We start from the raw sequence: 17,695 nt of genomic DNA on the forward strand, positions 1-17,695 counted from the left end.
GAGGGGGAACTTATATGTTTAAAAATGTTGCTGAATTAGTTGAATTAGCTGAATCAAAAAATGTTAAAATTTCAGAAATAATGATTCAACAAGAGATGTTATTTACAGGAAGAAGCCGTGAAGAGATTATCGGTAAAATGGAGCAAAATCTTGTTGTTATGGAAAAGGCAGTTGAAAGAGGACTTGCAGGTGTTCACTCGCCAACAGGTTTAACAGGCGGAGACGCTGTATTACTTCAAAATTATATTGCAAAAGGTAATTTCCTTTCAGGCCATTTACTTTTAGATGCTGTTAGTAAAGCGGTTGCGACAAATGAAGTAAATGCTGCAATGGGTACGATTTGTGCAACACCAACAGCAGGTTCTGCTGGTGTAGTTCCTGGAACCCTTTTTGCTGTAAAAGAGAAATTAAATCCTACTCGAATGCAAATGATTGAATTCTTATTTGCATCTGGTGCTTTCGGTTTTGTTGTAGCTAATAATGCGTCAATTTCAGGTGCTGCAGGTGGCTGTCAAGCGGAAGTAGGCTCTGCAAGTGGTATGGCAGCAGCTGCGATCGTTGAAATGGCTGGTGGTACTCCAAGTCAAAGTGCTGAAGCATTTGCCATTACATTAAAAAATATGCTTGGTTTAGTATGTGACCCTGTTGCAGGTTTAGTAGAAGTACCATGTGTTAAGCGTAATGCAATGGGTGCTGCTAACGCAATGGTAGCAGCAGATATGGCATTAGCAGGTATTACAAGTCGTATTCCATGTGACGAAGTAATTGATGCTATGTATCGAATTGGACAAACAATGCCATCTGCGCTAAGAGAAACTGCAGAAGGAGGACTAGCGGCAACGCCAACAGGACGTGAATTAGAAGCAAAAATATTTGGTGTTTCGCTAAAAAAATAGTGAGTATTGAACTTGAACAAAAAGTATCTGTATTAAGTGGTGTCGGCGAGGAAACTGAAACACAATTAAATGATATGGGTATTTTTACTATAAATGACTTAATCGAATATTTACCGTATCGATATGAGGATTTTCGAAATAAGGATTTATCAGAAGTGAAGCATGAAGAGCGCGTGACTGTCGAGGGGATTGTTCATAGCGCTCCTCTTCTTCAATATTTTGGCAAAAATAAATCTCGTCTAACATTTCGACTTTTAGTGGATCGATACTTAATTACTGTTATTTGTTTTAATCGACCGTATTTTAAAACAAAGTTAAACTTAAATGAGCATGTTACTGTTTCTGGCAAGTGGGATCAACATAAACAAACCATTTCATTATCAGACCTCGTATTTGGTTCTCGTACGAATAGTCATGAAATTGAGCCTGTCTATTCAATTAAGGGAAAAATGTCTGTAAAAACAATACGTAAATTTGTCGAGCAGTCTTTTAAAAAATATGGACATTTAATAAATGACTTAGTGCCAAACGAACTAATTCAAAAATATAAACTTTTAAATCGTTCAGAAACAATGAGATTACTTCACCATCCAATTGATGCGAATAGTTTAAAACAAGCTAGAAGAAGCTTTGTTTATGAGGAGTTTTTTCTGTTTCAACTAAAAATGCAAGCACTTCGAAAAATTCAGCGTAATCAATCAAAAGGTATCCCAAAAACATTAAATATTGAAAAAATTCAACAACTAATCCAATCCTTACCATTTCCTCTGACATCAGCTCAAAATAGAGTTGTACAAGAAATATTCTCAGATTTAGAAAGTCCTTATCGAATGAATCGCTTATTACAAGGTGATGTAGGGTCGGGAAAAACCGTTGTCGCTACCATTGCATTGTATGCATGTACACTTAATGGTTACCAAGGTGCATTAATGGTGCCTACAGAAATTTTAGCTGAGCAACATTTTGAATCTTTAGCAAAAATGCTACAACATACTGGAGTAAATGTTGAGCTTCTGACAAGTTCTGTAAAAGGTAAAAAGCGTCGTGAAATCCTAGAACGATTAAAAAACGGTGAAGTACATATTTTAGTCGGAACTCATGCTTTGATTCAAGATGAGGTTCAATTTAATAAATTAGGTATTGTAATTACAGATGAACAACATCGGTTTGGTGTTGGTCAACGTAGAGTTTTAAGAGAAAAAGGCTATTTTCCAGATGTTTTATTTATGACAGCAACTCCAATCCCAAGAACTTTGGCAATAACAGCTTTTGGTGAAATGGATGTCTCGATTATTGATGAATATCCGGCAGGTCGTAAAAAAATAGAAACGTATTGGGTTAAACAAGAAATGTTTGATCGCGTTTTAGATTTTATCGGTAAAGAAATTAAAAATGGACGACAAGTATATTTAATCTGTCCACTAATCGAGGAGTCAGAGAAACTAGACCTTCAGAATGCATTAGATTTACATAGTGTTCTATCTTTTCATTATCAAAATACGGCGAAGGTCGGTTTGATGCATGGAAAGCTTTCATCAACAGAGAAAGATGACGTGATGAAGGCATTTGCAGCGAATGAGGTTCAAATATTAGTATCAACAACAGTTGTAGAAGTAGGGGTAAATGTACCGAATGCAACTGTGATGGTTATTTATGATGCAGACCGATTTGGACTTTCACAATTACATCAGCTAAGAGGACGAGTTGGACGAGGTTCAGAACAATCATATTGTATTTTAGTTGGCGATCCAAAAAGTGAAGTAGGAAAAGAAAGACTAACAATCATGACAGAAACAAACGATGGTTTTGAGTTAAGTGAAAAAGATTTAGAGCTTAGAGGACCAGGAGATTTCTTTGGAAAACAACAAAGTGGTGTACCTGAATTTAAAATGGCAGATATGGTACATGACTATCGTGCATTAGAAGTTGCACGAAATGATGCAACATTACTTGTTAATTCAGATGTATTTTGGAAAGCTAATGAATATCAAGGATTAAGAATGTACTTAGATAGAACGGGAATATTTAATTCAGAAAAATTAGATTAGTACTAGGTATTAAAAGTTTGTCAAAAAACTATTGTAATACGTGGATTTTTAATATAAACTGTATTTAATACCTGGTCACAAATTAGTAGTTGAGGTATGTAATATGAGAAGAAATAAAAAAGATCGTCATGAATTGTTAAAAAAAATTATAAAAGAAAATCCGTTTATTACAGATGAAGATTTAGCTAATCAGTTATCTGTGAGCATACAAACTATTCGTCTTGATCGTCTTGAGTTATCAATTCCTGAGTTAAGGGAGCGCATCAAAAATGTTGCCACTCAGCAATTAGAAGATGTAAAATCACTACCAGTAGATGAAATAATCGGTGAAGTTATTGATATTCATTTAAACGAAAGTGCCATTTCTATATTTGACGTTAAGGAAGAGCATACTTTTAGTAGAAATGGAATTGCCCGAGGTCATCACTTATTTGCCCAGGCTAATTCTTTAGCAGTTGCAGTTATTCATGATGATTTAGCTCTTACAGCTAAATCCAATTTTGTTTTTATTAAACCAGTAAGAACAAATGACCGAGTAATTGCGAAGGCAAAGGTTTTACCGCAAAAAGGAGATCCGAGGCGTACGACAGTTGATATCAATGGCTATGTTGAAAAAGAACATGTATTCCATGGCTTGTTCGAAATGTACCACCGAAGTATTGAAGAATAGGAAGTGAACAAGATGAAATTAGCGATCGATGCAATGGGTGGAGATCATGCCCCAAAAGCCATCGTTGAAGGTGCGATGCTTGCAGTTGAAAAATTAAATGATATACATATTACTTTAATTGGTGATGAATCAAAAATTAAACCATTCTTAACGAATGATAAAAATATAACGATTATCCATACAGATGAAGTAATTGAAGGAACGGAAGAGCCAGTTAGAGCGGTTAGAAGAAAAAAGAATGCTTCTATGGTCTTAATGGCAAACCAAGTAAAAGAAGGCAATGCTGATGCATGTATTTCTGCTGGAAATACTGGCGCATTGATGACAGCGGGCTTATTAGTCGTTGGTCGAATGGAAGGTGTAGAACGACCTGCACTTTCACCTACGATGCCTACTTTAGATGGCAAAGGCTTTGTATTTCTTGATGTAGGTGCAAATGTTGATGCAAAAGCAAACCATTTACTTCAATATGCAATAATGGGATCTGTATATGCCGAAAAAGTTAGAGGTATACATAATCCGACTGTTGGATTACTAAATGTAGGCACGGAAGATAAAAAAGGTAATGAACTTGCTAAACAAACATTCCAATTACTAAAAGAAAGTAATTTGAATTTTATAGGAAATGTTGAAGCTAGAGACTTAATGAACTCAGTAGCAGATGTGGTAGTTACAGACGGGTATACTGGAAATGTAGCTTTAAAAGCGATTGAAGGTACTGCACTTGCAATGTTTTCATTAATTAAAGATGCGATGCTTACTAATTTCACATCAAAGCTTGCAGCAGCTGTATTAAAACCAAACTTAAAAGGTGTAAAAAAGAAAATGGATTACTCCGAGTATGGTGGAGCAGCGTTATTTGGCTTAAAATCACCTGTCATTAAGGCTCATGGAAGTTCTGATGCGATGGGGATTTTTAGTGCAATTAAGCAAACGCAAACGATGGTTGAACATAATGTTGTAAAACTAGTAAGTGATCACATGGAGAAAATCGAATCAAATGCATAAGGGGGTCACTCCAATGGGTAAAGTGGCGTTTATTTTTCCTGGACAAGGATCACAAAAAGTTGGAATGGGTAAAGATGTAGCTGAGAGCTATAATGAATGTGGATCTATTTTTGAAACTGCTAATGAACAAATTGGTTTTAGTCTTTCTGAGATTATTTTCAATGGAACAGATGAAGAGTTAACTGCTACATATCATGCACAGCCAGCAATCTTAACAACTTCAATTGCTATGCTTGAGAAGATTAAATCAGCTGGAATTAAACCAGACTTTGTCGCTGGTCATAGTTTAGGTGAGTTTACAGCACTTGTCGCAGCTGAAAGCATTTCATTTGAAGACGGTGTTAAATTAGTACATACACGTGGGAAATTAATGGAGCAAGCTGTACCAGTAGGACAAGGTGCTATGGCAGCTGTATTATTTTTAGCTCCAGAAAAAATTGAAGAAGTTATTTCTGAAGTGAATAAAAATGGACATTCTGTAGGTATTGCGAATTATAATTCTCCTACACAAGTAGTTATTACAGGAGATGCAGAAGGTGTACAAATTGCTTCTGGTTTACTAAAAGAAGCTGGAGCTAAACGTGTATTACCTTTAAAAGTAAGTGGTCCATTCCACTCATCTTTAATGAAACCTGCTAGTGAAGAATTCCAAAACGAGCTTGGTAAAATAAATGTAAATGATTGTGTAACGCCATTAATTTCAAATGTTACTGCTAAAGTTGTGACAGATGCAAATGAAATTAAAGAATTATTAGTTAATCAATTATATTCTCCGGTAAAATGGAATCAATCGATTCAAGAATTAGTTGATCTTGGTGTTGATACATTTGTTGAAATTGGTCCTGGAAAAGTTTTAACTGGATTAGTAAAAGCAATCTCTCCATCATCAAAATTAGTAAATGTTTATGATGTTGAAACATTAAACCAATTTTTAAATGAATGGGAGGAAATAAAATCATGCTAAATGGTAAAGTTGCATTAGTTACAGGTGGATCTCGCGGTATCGGACGAGCAATCGCCTTAACTTTAGCGAAAAATGGTGCAAATGTAGTTGTTAATTATTCAGGGAATGAAGCGGCTGCTCTTAAAGTTGTAGAAGAAATTACAGCTCTTGGAGTTAAAGCTATTGCATATAAAGCAAATGTATCAAATGGTGAAGAAGTTGCTGCATTAGTAAAAAATACTGTTGATGAATTTGGTAGTATTGATATACTAGTAAACAACGCAGGTATTACAAGAGATGGTCTTTTATTACGTATGAAAGATGCTGATTGGGATGATGTAATTGATACAAACTTAAAAGGCGTATTCAATTGTATCAAAGCAGCAGCGAAGTTTATGACTCGTCAACGTAATGGCCGCATCATTAATATTAGTTCAGTTGTTGGACAAATTGGTAATCCTGGACAAATGAACTATGTAGCTGCAAAAGCTGGCGTATTAGGTTTAACAAAAACAGCAGCAAAGGAATTAGCTTCTAGAAACATTACAGTTAATGCAATTGCACCTGGTTTTATTGAAACTGATATGACAAATGAATTAAATGAGCAAATTAGAACGCAAATGTTATCGAATATTCCATTGCAATCTTTTGGTCAACCAGAAGATATTGCAAATGCTGTAGTGTTCTTAGCAATGGATGCAAGTAGATACATTACTGGCCAAACAATCAATGTTGATGGTGGACTTGTAATGAATTAGTTTGGCGTTTGCCAAATTTTTATGTATAATGCATAAGTAGACAATCTTTGGGGGGAGGTGAATAATAATGCAAGATGTATTAGAGCGCGTATCAAAGATTATTGTTGACCGTTTAGGTGTAGAAGAATCTGAGATCCAAATTACAAGCCGTTTCAAAGAAGATTTAGATGCAGACTCATTAGACGTAGTTGAATTAGTAATGCAATTAGAAGATGAGTTTGAATTAGAAATTTCTGACGAAGATGCTGAAAAAATCGTCACAGTTGGTGATGTTGTGAACTACATAGAGAGCAACATGTAATGAGAAAAGTCCCGTATTTTATACGGGACTTCTCATCATTTTCTTGACTAGTAGGTTTAGCAGCATATCAAACTGCTTTTTAGTTGGAGGTAAATATGCCGCATTCAAGAAGAGTAAGAGAATATAAACTTTCTGATGTTGAAAAAGAGAATTTTGTAAAATTACAAAAACAAATAAATATTATGTTTAATAATGAGGGCTTGCTAATTCAAGCGTTTACACATTCATCCTATGTGAATGAGCATCGTAAAAAACCATATGAAGATAATGAGAGATTAGAATATTTAGGGGATGCTGTTTTAGAGCTTACCGTTTCACAATATTTATTTCAAAAATATATTACTATGAGTGAAGGCGAGTTAACAAAATTACGTGCCGCAATCGTTTGTGAACCATCACTTGTGAAATTTGCGAATGAATTAGATTTTGGTCGATATATATTACTTGGTCGCGGAGAAGAAATGACAGGTGGTCGAACACGTCCAGCATTACTTGCGGATGTTTTTGAAGCATTCATTGGATCATTATATTTGGACCAAGGATTACAAACAGTTATAAACTTCTTATCTCTTCATATATTCCCAAAAATAAACGATGGTGCTTTTTCGCATGTGATGGATTTTAAAAGTCAATTACAAGAGTTTGTACAAAGAGACTCCACAGGTTCAATTGAGTATAAAATACTTCAAGAAAAAGGACCAGCTCATAACCGTGAATTTGTTTCAAAAGTATTATTAAATGGCGAAACGTTAGGAATCGGTAGTGGTAGATCTAAAAAAGAAGCAGAGCAACAAGCAGCTAAAGAAGCATTATTAAAATTAAAAGAGTCAAGTAAATAGATTAACTAAAAAATCTAGTAGAAACTTGTCAATTAAACAATCAAACTTGATTTTTAGACTGATTGCAAGCGCTTGACATTCGAGGGTTGAAGCCTGGTGAGGAGTTTAAGTTATCATAGACGATAAAGAGCACCGTTAGACAGGTGAAGCAACGAAGAAAGCGAGCGTTTGGCGGGCAGTCTGCTCCCCCTTTTATGGGGGAGTTTTTGTGTATATAATTAAATCAAAAAGGGGGAATTCAGTTGTTCCTCAAACGACTAGATATAATTGGATTTAAATCATTCGCTCAGCGAGTTACGATCGATTTTGTAAAAGGTGTTACAGCAGTTGTAGGCCCTAATGGAAGTGGTAAAAGTAATATTACAGATGCCATTAGATGGGTATTAGGCGAACAGTCAGTCAAATCATTACGAGGAGCGAAGATGGAGGATATCATTTTTGCTGGTAGTGATGGAAGAAAACCTTTAAATTATGCAGAAGTTACTTTGACTTTAGATAATGAAGATCAACAATTACCACTTGAGTATAGTGAAGTAAGTGTAACTAGACGTGTTTACCGTTCTGGAGATAGTGATTTTTATATTAATAAACAATCTTGTCGCTTAAAAGATATTGTTGATTTATTTATGGATTCTGGACTTGGAAGAGAGGCATTCTCTATTATTTCTCAAGGGAAGGTTGAAGAAATATTAAGCAGTAAGCCAGAAGAGCGAAGAGGAATTTTTGAAGAAGCAGCTGGAGTATTAAAATATAAAAACCGAAAGAAAAAGGCTGAAGCAAAATTATTCGAAACGCAAGAAAACTTAAATCGAGTTGATGATATTTTATTTGAATTAAGTTCTCAAATTGAACCATTAAGAATGCAAGCTTCAATTGCAAAGGAATACATAGAACATAGGGATGAGCTAGAACAGGTTGAGGCAGCTCTCTTAGTATACGAAATTGAATCGCTTCACCAGAAATGGGAAGAGCTTAAACGAGAAATTGCCCAAAATTCTGATTTAGAGATTGCGTTATCGACTGAGATTTCGACTGAAGAATCAAAACAACACGAATTACAAGAGAAGTTAAATGCATTAGATGAATCAATCGATCAATTGCAGCAAGTTTTATTAAGTGTAACGAAGAACTTGGAAAAATATGAAGGTCAGAAAGAGCTAATGAAGGAGCGAAAAAGAAATACTTCAACTCAATCTGAACAATTAAGAAAACAAATTGATGAAGTTACTGATCAAATAAACGAGACGACTAAATTAATCGAAGTAGAAAAAGAGCAAGAAAAACTTTCTCGTCAAAATGTAAACAAAACGAGAACAAATATTGTTGAGATCCAAAATGATATTACATCTTATGAGGGTGATATTGAAGAACAAATCGAATTAATAAAATCTGATTATATTGAGCTTTTAAATAATCAAGCATCGATAAAAAATGAAAAAACGATGCTTGAAAAACAAAGCCAGCAATATTCAGTAAAATCGAGTCGATTAGATATAGAAAATGAAAAATACATTCGTCAAAGAGAGCAATTACAGAATAGAAAAACTGAGTTGCTTAATGAAAAAGAACAATTTGATTTAACGTTTAAAGAGTTAAATGGAAAGTTTGAATCTCTGAATAAGCAGTACAATGAAACTTCAACAGTTTTAAAGGAAAAAGAAGAATTACTTAATAAAGCTTATCAGTTTATTCAACAAACAAAATCAAGAAAAGAAACACTTGAAGAACTTCAAGAAGATTTTGCTGGTTTTAATCAAGGTGTTAAAGAAATATTGAAAGCAAGAGGCACAAGACTAGAAGGTATTAAAGGTGCAATTGCTGAACTAATTACAACAAACAAACAATACGAAATTGCAATTGAAATTGCACTAGGTGCAGCTACACAACAAATTGTTGTTGAAAATGACGAGCATGCTAGAAGAGCAATTCAATTTTTAAAGCAACAACGATTAGGCCGAGCTACATTTTTACCAATGAATATTGTTAAAGCTCGTTTTGTACCAGCTAATGTAATTGAAGGATTAAAAAGAAATCCTTCCTTTATTGGGGTTGCATCATCACTTGTTAGTTATTCAAGCGAGTATGAGCAAGTGATTCAAAACTTACTTGGAACTGTTTTAATCGCACAAGATTTAAAAGGTGCTAATGAGTTGGCTAAACTCGTTGGGCATCGCTATCGCTTTGTCACGCTTGAAGGTGATGTAGTTAATCCTGGTGGAGCGATGACTGGTGGAGCCGTTCGAACAACGAATTCTTCACTTATAGGAAGACAGCGAGAATTAGAAGAAATCACTGTAAAGCTAAAGGATATGCAAGAAAAGACGAACTTGCTTGAAAATGAGGTTCAAACGCTTAAAACGACAAATCTAGAAAGTTCTTCTAAAGCTCAAACGTTAAATGATGAAATTCAAAATGTTAAGCAATTAATTGTTTCAATTATGGAGCAACTAAAAAGTATCGAATTTGAAGAAAAGAATATAAACGATGCTTTAGCAATCTATGATTTAGAAATGGGAAGTTCAGCAAGTGATTTATTAAAGGTTAAAGACCGTCTAGAGGAATTATCATCATTAGAAGCTAATGTAAAAAATGAGATTATTTCAAAAGAACAGAAAATCAATGAATTAACTGAACGGAAACTAAATCAAAAGGAAATTAAAGATGAATTACAATCGAAGTTAACTAGTCTGAAAATTTCTCTAGCACAAGAAGAGCAAAAGTTAAGTTATAGTAACGAAAGAATTCGCCAGTTTGAAGAAAATTCGATAAAACAAAAGCAAATTCTTGAAGAAACGAAGGAAAAAATAATCTTCTTATCAAGTGAACTTATGACGAATGAAAATGGTAAGGAAGAGCTCGAGAAAATCATTTCGGATACTCGAATTGAATTTTCAAAAACGACAGAAATTATTTCGAAACGTCGAGAGCAACGAATTGCTTACCAAACAGAACTAGAAGATTATGTTCAATCATTACGTGAAAAGCAACGTCAATATAAGTCACTTTCTGATTTACTAAAACAACAAGAAGTAAATAGTAATCGACTGGATGTAGAGCTTGAAAATCGTCTTGAACAACTAAATGTAAAGTATATGACTACTTACGAAGCGGCAAAAATGAAATATACACTTGAAATGACAGTTGATGATGCAAGGAAACGAGTTAAACTATTAAAGCGTTCAATTGAGGAATTAGGAACTGTTAATATTGGTGCAATTGATGAGTATGAACGTGTATCTGAACGTCATGATTTTCTTCAAGAACAAAGAACTGATTTAAATGAAGCAAAAATCACACTTTACAATGTAATTAGTGAGATGGATGAAGAAATGACAAAACGTTTTGAAACAAGTTTTAGTGCAATTCGTGAAAAGTTCCAAGTCGTCTTTACTCAGTTGTTTGGTGGCGGAAGAGCTGATTTAGTTCTAACGGATGCGGAAAATTTATTGTTAACAGGTGTTGATATTGTTGCACAGCCTCCAGGTAAAAAACTTCAAAATTTAGGCCTATTATCAGGAGGCGAACGAGCGCTTACTGCAATTGCTCTACTTTTTGCAATTTTACAAGTACGTCCGGTACCTTTCTGTGTACTTGATGAGGTGGAAGCTGCACTAGATGAAGCCAATGTAGCTCGATTTGCAAAGTTCTTAAAATACTTTAGTGAACAAACTCAATTTATTGTTATTACACACCGTAAAGGTACGATGGAAGAATGTGATGTATTATACGGTGTTACAATGCAAGAATATGGAGTTTCTACGCTAGTATCAGTTCGTTTAGATGAAGGTGAAGCATTATTATCGAATGGTAATTAGAAAGGATTGAAATTATGAGCTTTTTTAAGAAATTAAAAGAAACAATCTCGAAGCAAACGGAGTCTGTGACTCAAAAATTTAAATCTGGATTAGAGAAATCTAGAAATAACCTGACAGAAGGGTTAAACGATTTATTTGCTAGATACCGTAAAGTAGATGAAGATTTTTTTGAAGAACTTGAAGAAATTCTAATTATGGCTGATGTTGGGGTAAACACAGTAATGGAATTAGTAGAGGACTTGAAATTTGAAGTTAAACGAAAAAATATTCAAGATCCAAAAGGTGTACAAGAGGTTATTTCTGAAAAATTAGTTGAATTGTATAAAGGTAATGATTTAGCTGATGATTCATTTGAGTTAAATTTAAATCCTGATGGTTTAACAGTTGTTTTATTTGTTGGAGTTAACGGAGTAGGAAAAACGACTTCAATTGGTAAAATTGCTCATAAACTAAAAACTGAAGGCAAAAAAGTACTACTTGCTGCTGGAGACACATTTAGAGCCGGAGCGATTGAACAATTAGAAGTTTGGGGAGATCGTGTCGGTGTTGAAACAATTAAACAAGGTGAAGGATCAGACCCTGCTGCAGTAATGTATGATGCAGTTCAAGCTGCAAAAGCTCGTAAAGTCGATGTTTTACTTTGTGACACAGCAGGCCGTCTACAAAATAAAGTAAACTTAATGAAAGAACTTGAAAAAGTACGTAACGTCATTGCTAGAGAAGTACTTGGTGCACCACACGAAGTATTACTAGTAATTGATGCAACGACTGGCCAAAATGGTCTTGTTCAAGCGAAAACATTCTCCGAAGCTACAAATGTTTCTGGTATCGTCTTAACGAAACTAGATGGAACGGCTAAAGGTGGTATTGTTTTAGCAATCCGAAACGAACTAAAAGTACCCGTTAAATTCGTTGGCCTTGGCGAACAAATGGACGACCTACAACCATTCCAAGCAGAACAATTTGTATATGGCCTATTTGGAGATTTAATAAATAAAGAAGCATAAGTAATTAAGAATTGAAGTGGATCTGTTTAAATTAAAAAGACATATCCACTTTTTTTAAAATATGTTAATAACAAGATTGGTAAGATCATGTTCAAATGAATGCAAGATGGCCAACATAAAGCAAGCACTCCACAGTGGAAATTAACTAACAAATAACGTAAGTTTCAAATTTGCTAAAGTTAAGAAGACAATTAGGATAAAAGTTCAAATTAATTTCGTTGTTTTGATTTTCATTAATCGTCAAGTAAAAAACTTGACAGATATTTGTGTATTAGGTAAACTAGCATATGTAAAGGCAATTCACTTAACAAAGGAGTGATAGTTTTGGCAGATCATACAATGTTAGATAAGACGATGAGAATCAATTATCTATATGATTTTTATCATTCTCTTTTAACTCCTAAACAACAAAGCTATATGTCATTATATTATTTGGATGACTATTCTTTAGGTGAGATTGCGGAAGAGTTTAACATTAGTAGACAGGCGGTTTATGATAATATAAAACGTACTGAAGCTATGTTAGAAGAATATGAAGAGAAATTATTACTTCTAAAAAAATTTCAACAACGAAATGAACTTTTAAATCATTTGAAAACTTATGCTAAAAAAGGTAAAGTTGTAGATGACGAGTTTCTTCGAGTGATCGATGCGTTAGAGAAATTAGAATAATAAGGAGGACGGTTTTATGGCATTTGAAGGATTAGCCGACCGACTTCAAAAGACATTACAAAAGGTTCGAGGCAAAGGTAAAGTATCTGAATCTGATGTCAAGGAAATGATGAGAGAAGTTCGTCTTGCTTTACTAGAGGCGGATGTTAACTTTAAAGTTGTTAAAGATTTTGTGAAACGTGTTTCTGAACGAGCTGTAGGACAAGAAGTATTACAAAGCTTAACGCCTGGTCAACATGTTGTAAAGGTAGTTCAAGAAGAACTAACGGCATTAATGGGTGGAGAACAAAGCAAAATTGCTGTTTCAAATCGCCCGCCGACTGTTATTATGATGGTTGGTTTACAAGGTGCTGGTAAAACAACAACGACTGGTAAATTAGCGAATTTACTTCGAAAAAAGTACAATCGTAAGCCACTTTTAGTTGCAGCAGATATTTACCGTCCTGCCGCGATTAAACAGCTTCAAACATTAGGTAAACAACTAGATTTGCCTGTATTTACATTAGGAGATCAAGTAAGTCCGGTTGAAATTGCGAAACAAGCGATTCAACACGCTAAGGATGAACATCATGACTATGTCCTAATTGATACTGCAGGTCGTTTACATATTGACGAAGGTTTAATGGAAGAACTTGCACAAATTAAAGAACTTTCAAAACCTGAAGAAATCTTCCTAGTTGTTGATGCAATGACAGGACAAGATGCAGTCAATGTGGCACAAAGCTTTAATGATCAATTAGGTTTAACTGGAGTCGTTTTAACGAAGCTTGATGGCGATACTCGTGGTGGTGCCGCATTATCAATTCGTGCAGTTACAAATACTCCAATTAAATTTGTTGGACTTGGTGAAAAACTAGATGCAATTGAGCCGTTCCATCCAGAACGAATGGCATCACGTATTCTAGGAATGGGTGATGTGCTTACTTTAATTGAAAAGGCACAAGAAAACGTAGACCAAGAAAAAGCAAAAGAAATGGAACAAAAATTAAGAAATGCATCTTTTACTTTAGATGATTTCTTAGACCAACTTTCTCAAGTTAAAAAAATGGGACCACTTGGTGATATTTTAAAAATGATGCCAGGTGCAAACAAAATTAAAGGATTGAATGATCTGCAAATTGACGATAAACAAATCGCTCATGTAGAGGCAATTATTCAATCGATGACAAAGCAGGAAAAGCTTACACCAGATATTATTAACTCAAGTCGCAGAAAGCGAATAGCTAGAGGTTCTGGTCGCCCTGTACAAGAAATAAACCGTTTATTAAAACAGTTTGAAGAAATGAAAAAAATGATGAAAATGATGGGCGGTATGCAAAAAGGGAAGAAGAAAGGTTTTAAATTTCCGGGCTTATTCTAACCTATTTGTATAATTTTCCAGCATTTAAACATCATTTAATAAAAAATTATGCTGTTAAGAAATTTTACTTTACAAACAGTATTGGTTTTTGATAATATATAAATCGTTGTAAATATTTTCGGAGGTGCTTTAAAAATGGCAGTTAAAATTCGTTTAAAACGTATGGGAGCTAAAAAATCTCCTTTTTACCGTGTAGTAGTAGCAGACGCTCGTTCTCCTCGTGATGGACGTTTCATCGAGGAAATTGGAACTTACAATCCAGTTGCTCAACCAGCTGAAATCAAAATTAACGAAGAAGCAGCATTAAAATGGTTAGGAACAGGTGCTAAACCATCTGATACAGTTCGTAACTTATTCTCTAAAGCTGGTATCTTAGAGAAATTCCACAACGCTCGCAACGGCAAGTAATTATGGAAAAAAAGATGAATACACTCATCAATGCAATTGTTTCAAGTCTTGTAGATCATCCAGAGGATATTTCACTTCAAGTTAAAGAAGATGAGAACAATCTATTCTTTCATTTACAGGTAAACCCTGAAGATGCTGGTAGAGTGATTGGCAAACATGGTAAAATTGCTAAAGCGATTCGTACGGTTGTATATGCAGCAAGTAATGAACACGCAAAACGTATTCACTTAGATATTCAGTAAAGTAAAACGGTCCTTGGCTATAGCTAAGGGCCGTTTTCAACATTACAGAGTTTACGAGCACTAGCTCTCCAATAACATGTTGTCGTTTGAGCTTTGAGGTAGCTTTTAATGCTTTTATGACTTTTAGATATGCTATACTTGGCATTAGACATCTTGTATTAACCGTCTAAGGTCTCAGATAGACATATATACCATCTAAATGGTCAAACTAATCATAAACATAGAAATTTTAATATAGAGGTAAAAAAATGAAAAAATATTTAAATGTCGGAAAAATTGTAAATACACATGGAGTTCGAGGAGAGGTTCGTGTTATTTCAAGAACTGATTTTCCAGAAAAACGTTACGTAAAAGGTAATACACTATATTTCTTTAAGGAAAACGAATCGACACCAATTGAATTAGTCGTAACAAGTCACCGTGTACATAAAAATTTTGATTTACTTACATTTGAAGGGTATGAGTCTTTAAACTCTGTAGAACCACTTAAGAATGGGATTTTAAAGATTACTGAAGATCAATTACACGAGCTAGATAAAAATGAGTACTATTACCATGAAATTATTGGTTGTGCTGTTGAGACAATTGATGGAGAAGAAATCGGAAAAATAAAAGAAATATTATCTCCAGGCGCAAATGATGTATGGGTTATTCAAAGAAAAGGTCAAAAAGATGCTCTTATTCCTTATATCGAGCAAATTGTGAAAGAAATAGATGTAGCGAATAAAAAGGTTAAAATCGAATTAATGGAAGGTCTATTATGATGAAATTAGACTTTTTAACCCTTTTTCCAGAAATGTTTGAAGGAGTTTTAAATTCTTCTATTTTAAAAAAAGCACAAGAAAAAGAGGCGGTTAAATTTCGCTGTGTAAATTTTAGAGATTACTCTACGAATAAACATTCAAATGTTGATGATTATCCATATGGTGGCGGCGCTGGTATGGTACTAGCCCCACAGCCGATTTTTGATGCTGTTGATGAATTAGTATCAAAAAGTGAGAATAAGCCGAGAGTAGTCCTTCTATGCCCTCAAGGAGAGCGATTTAATCAACGTAAAGCTGAAGAGCTTGCAAAAGAAGAGCATTTAATTTTTATTTGTGGACATTATGAAGGCTATGATGAACGAATTCGTGAACATGTAGTGACGGATGAAATCTCAATTGGGGATTATGTATTAACAGGTGGAGAACTTGGTGCTATGGTTATTGCTGATAGCGTTGTTCGTTTATTACCTGGGGTACTTGGTAATACTACTTCAAAAATTGAAGATTCATTTAGTACAGGCTTATTAGAGCATCCTCATTACACGAGACCTGCAGAATTTAGAGGTCATAAAGTACCAGATGTTTTATTATCAGGAAATCATGCGAAAATCGAAGAATGGCGAACAAAGCAATCTTTTAAACGAACGATCACGCGACGTCCAGACTTACTCGAAAACTACTCTCTTTCTAAAATAGAGTCAAAATGGATGGAGCAAGTAAAAGAAGAATTAAACAAAGAAAACTAGTTGCGTGCACTAATAGAATATGTTAATATAACTTGTGGCTTGAGTAAATACTTAAGCCTTTATTCTCGGTGTTCCGCTGCGAGTCACTAAATCTTGTAAGAGCATCGGTTGGAAAAGGAGAGCATACATTATGCAAAATTTAATCAACGAAATTACAAAAGAACAACTAAGAACTGACTTACCAGCATTCCGTCCTGGTGATACTGTACGAGTTCACGTTAAAGTTGTTGAGGGTACTCGTGAGCGTATCCAATTATTCGAAGGTGTAGTTATTAAACGTCGTGGTGGCGGAATTAGCGAAACTTTCACAGTTCGTAAAATTTCTTACGGAGTTGGTGTTGAACGTACGTTCCCAATTCACACTCCAAAAATTGCTAAATTAGATGTTGTTCGTCGCGGTAAAGTACGTCGTGCTAAACTTTACTACCTACGTGCACTTACTGGTAAAAAAGCAAGAATTAAAGAACTTCGATAGTCTTTTGAAAGGAGCTTGTATTAAACAAGCTCCTTTTTTTCCAATATTTGTAGATTATGGATATAATAAAAAGTAAAATAGAATACATAAATTAAGTTATTAACTTAACTGGTTAAAACTGCAAAACGTATGGTTATAAAATGGAGGGATTAGGTTGAAAGAAAGCAATAGTGGTGGAATTTGGGAATTAGTTAAAACAATTTTTATTGCGCTTGTACTTGCACTTGGTATTCGAACATTCCTTTTTACACCGGTTTTAGTTGACGGTATCTCAATGATGCCAACACTACAGGATCAAAGTAGAATGATTGTAAATAAGATCGTATACAAACTACATGAACCTAGACGTTTTGATATTGTAGTCTTCCATGCTACAAAGGAAAAAGATTATATTAAACGAGTGATTGGCTTACCTGGTGACACAGTAGAATATAAAAATGATGTCCTATATGTTAACGGTAAACCGTATAAAGAACCATATTTGAACGAATATAAAAAAGAAACGACAGATGGTCCTCTAACTGAAGACTTTAAGTTAGAAGAGATTACTGGTAGAAAAACTGTACCTAAAGGACAAGTATTCGTTTTAGGGGATAATCGTCGATTAAGTAAAGATAGTCGTATTATCGGAACAGTTAGTCAAAAAGAAATTTTAGGCCGAGCAAGTTTTGTTTTTTGGCCGTTATCTGAGGTTGAAATGGCGAAATAAAAGCCAAATTAATCTTGATTATTCAATGTATAAG

18 protein-coding genes are annotated in these 17,695 nt (G+C 34.5%); all 18 read left to right on the plus strand.

Translation table 11 applies throughout. The annotated features are described in order from the left end of the window. Window positions 1-14: 14 nt before the first annotated feature. Complete coding sequence (gene sdaAA / locus BM319_RS08040) at window positions 15-896, plus strand: L-serine ammonia-lyase, iron-sulfur-dependent, subunit alpha (protein ID WP_025568942.1); 882 nt, start codon at window positions 15-17, stop codon at window positions 894-896. After that, a complete protein-coding gene (gene recG, locus BM319_RS08045; RefSeq protein WP_091022144.1) occupies window positions 896-2,944 on the plus strand; it encodes an ATP-dependent DNA helicase RecG in 2,049 nt (682 codons plus the stop codon). Before sdaAA ends, recG begins: the two co-directional genes overlap by 1 nt. Before the next feature lie 103 nt (window positions 2,945-3,047). Continuing rightward, window positions 3,048-3,614, plus strand: coding sequence for a transcription factor FapR (gene fapR, locus BM319_RS08050; RefSeq protein ID WP_025568940.1), 567 nt, complete (start codon window positions 3,048-3,050; stop codon window positions 3,612-3,614). Window positions 3,615-3,626: 12 nt separating this feature from the next. Then, window positions 3,627-4,622 carry a phosphate acyltransferase PlsX gene (gene plsX, locus BM319_RS08055; protein ID WP_025568939.1) on the plus strand — a complete coding sequence of 332 codons (996 nt, stop codon included), beginning with the start codon at window positions 3,627-3,629 and terminating at the stop codon, window positions 4,620-4,622. A gap of 13 nt (window positions 4,623-4,635) precedes the next feature. After that, the gene (fabD, locus tag BM319_RS08060) at window positions 4,636-5,586 is read left to right on the plus strand and encodes an ACP S-malonyltransferase (protein ID WP_069034522.1); all 951 of its coding nucleotides are present in this window, start codon (window positions 4,636-4,638) and stop codon (window positions 5,584-5,586) included. Beyond that, window positions 5,580-6,323, plus strand: a complete 744-nt coding sequence (gene fabG / locus BM319_RS08065; RefSeq protein ID WP_025568937.1) for a 3-oxoacyl-[acyl-carrier-protein] reductase — start codon at window positions 5,580-5,582, stop codon at window positions 6,321-6,323. Before fabD ends, fabG begins: the two co-directional genes overlap by 7 nt. Window positions 6,324-6,390: 67 nt before the next feature. Continuing rightward, the gene (gene acpP / locus BM319_RS08070) at window positions 6,391-6,624 is read left to right on the plus strand and encodes an acyl carrier protein (RefSeq protein WP_025568936.1); all 234 of its coding nucleotides are present in this window, start codon (window positions 6,391-6,393) and stop codon (window positions 6,622-6,624) included. A gap of 95 nt (window positions 6,625-6,719) precedes the next feature. Continuing rightward, window positions 6,720-7,463: a ribonuclease III gene (gene rnc, locus BM319_RS08075; protein WP_025568935.1), complete on the plus strand. Its 744-nt coding sequence runs from the start codon at window positions 6,720-6,722 to the stop codon at window positions 7,461-7,463. Window positions 7,464-7,705: 242 nt separating this feature from the next. Continuing rightward, on the plus strand, window positions 7,706-11,278 hold the full coding sequence (smc, locus tag BM319_RS08080) for a chromosome segregation protein SMC (RefSeq protein WP_091022146.1): 3,573 nt from the start codon (window positions 7,706-7,708) through the stop codon (window positions 11,276-11,278). Between the two features lie 14 nt (window positions 11,279-11,292). Beyond that, window positions 11,293-12,285, plus strand: a complete 993-nt coding sequence (gene ftsY, locus BM319_RS08085) for a signal recognition particle-docking protein FtsY (RefSeq protein ID WP_091022148.1) — start codon at window positions 11,293-11,295, stop codon at window positions 12,283-12,285. A gap of 339 nt (window positions 12,286-12,624) precedes the next feature. Next, entirely contained in the window at window positions 12,625-12,957 is a 333-nt protein-coding gene (locus tag BM319_RS08090; protein WP_025569019.1) for a putative DNA-binding protein, read from the plus strand. A 16-nt stretch (window positions 12,958-12,973) separates the two neighbouring features. After that, window positions 12,974-14,317 carry a signal recognition particle protein gene (ffh, locus tag BM319_RS08095; protein ID WP_025569020.1) on the plus strand — a complete coding sequence of 448 codons (1,344 nt, stop codon included), beginning with the start codon at window positions 12,974-12,976 and terminating at the stop codon, window positions 14,315-14,317. Window positions 14,318-14,452: 135 nt separating this feature from the next. Next, window positions 14,453-14,725 (plus strand): 30S ribosomal protein S16, encoded by a 273-nt coding sequence (gene rpsP / locus BM319_RS08100; RefSeq protein WP_025569022.1) that lies wholly within the window; start codon window positions 14,453-14,455, stop codon window positions 14,723-14,725. Between the two features lie 14 nt (window positions 14,726-14,739). Next, window positions 14,740-14,967 carry a KH domain-containing protein gene (locus BM319_RS08105; protein WP_025569023.1) on the plus strand — a complete coding sequence of 76 codons (228 nt, stop codon included), beginning with the start codon at window positions 14,740-14,742 and terminating at the stop codon, window positions 14,965-14,967. Window positions 14,968-15,215: 248 nt separating this feature from the next. Continuing rightward, window positions 15,216-15,731 carry a ribosome maturation factor RimM gene (gene rimM, locus BM319_RS08110; RefSeq protein ID WP_025569024.1) on the plus strand — a complete coding sequence of 172 codons (516 nt, stop codon included), beginning with the start codon at window positions 15,216-15,218 and terminating at the stop codon, window positions 15,729-15,731. Next, window positions 15,731-16,477: a tRNA (guanosine(37)-N1)-methyltransferase TrmD gene (gene trmD / locus BM319_RS08115; RefSeq protein ID WP_025569025.1), complete on the plus strand. Its 747-nt coding sequence runs from the start codon at window positions 15,731-15,733 to the stop codon at window positions 16,475-16,477. Before rimM ends, trmD begins: the two co-directional genes overlap by 1 nt. A 130-nt stretch (window positions 16,478-16,607) precedes the next feature. Beyond that, window positions 16,608-16,952, plus strand: a complete 345-nt coding sequence (gene rplS / locus BM319_RS08120) for a 50S ribosomal protein L19 (protein ID WP_025569026.1) — start codon at window positions 16,608-16,610, stop codon at window positions 16,950-16,952. Window positions 16,953-17,106: 154 nt separating this feature from the next. Next, window positions 17,107-17,661, plus strand: coding sequence for a signal peptidase I (lepB, locus tag BM319_RS08125; protein WP_025569027.1), 555 nt, complete (start codon window positions 17,107-17,109; stop codon window positions 17,659-17,661). Window positions 17,662-17,695 lie beyond the last annotated feature (34 nt).

This window comes from Bacillus sp. UNCCL81, from assembly GCF_900112535.1.
GTDB lineage: Bacteria > Bacillota > Bacilli > Bacillales > Bacillaceae_G > Gottfriedia > Gottfriedia luciferensis_B.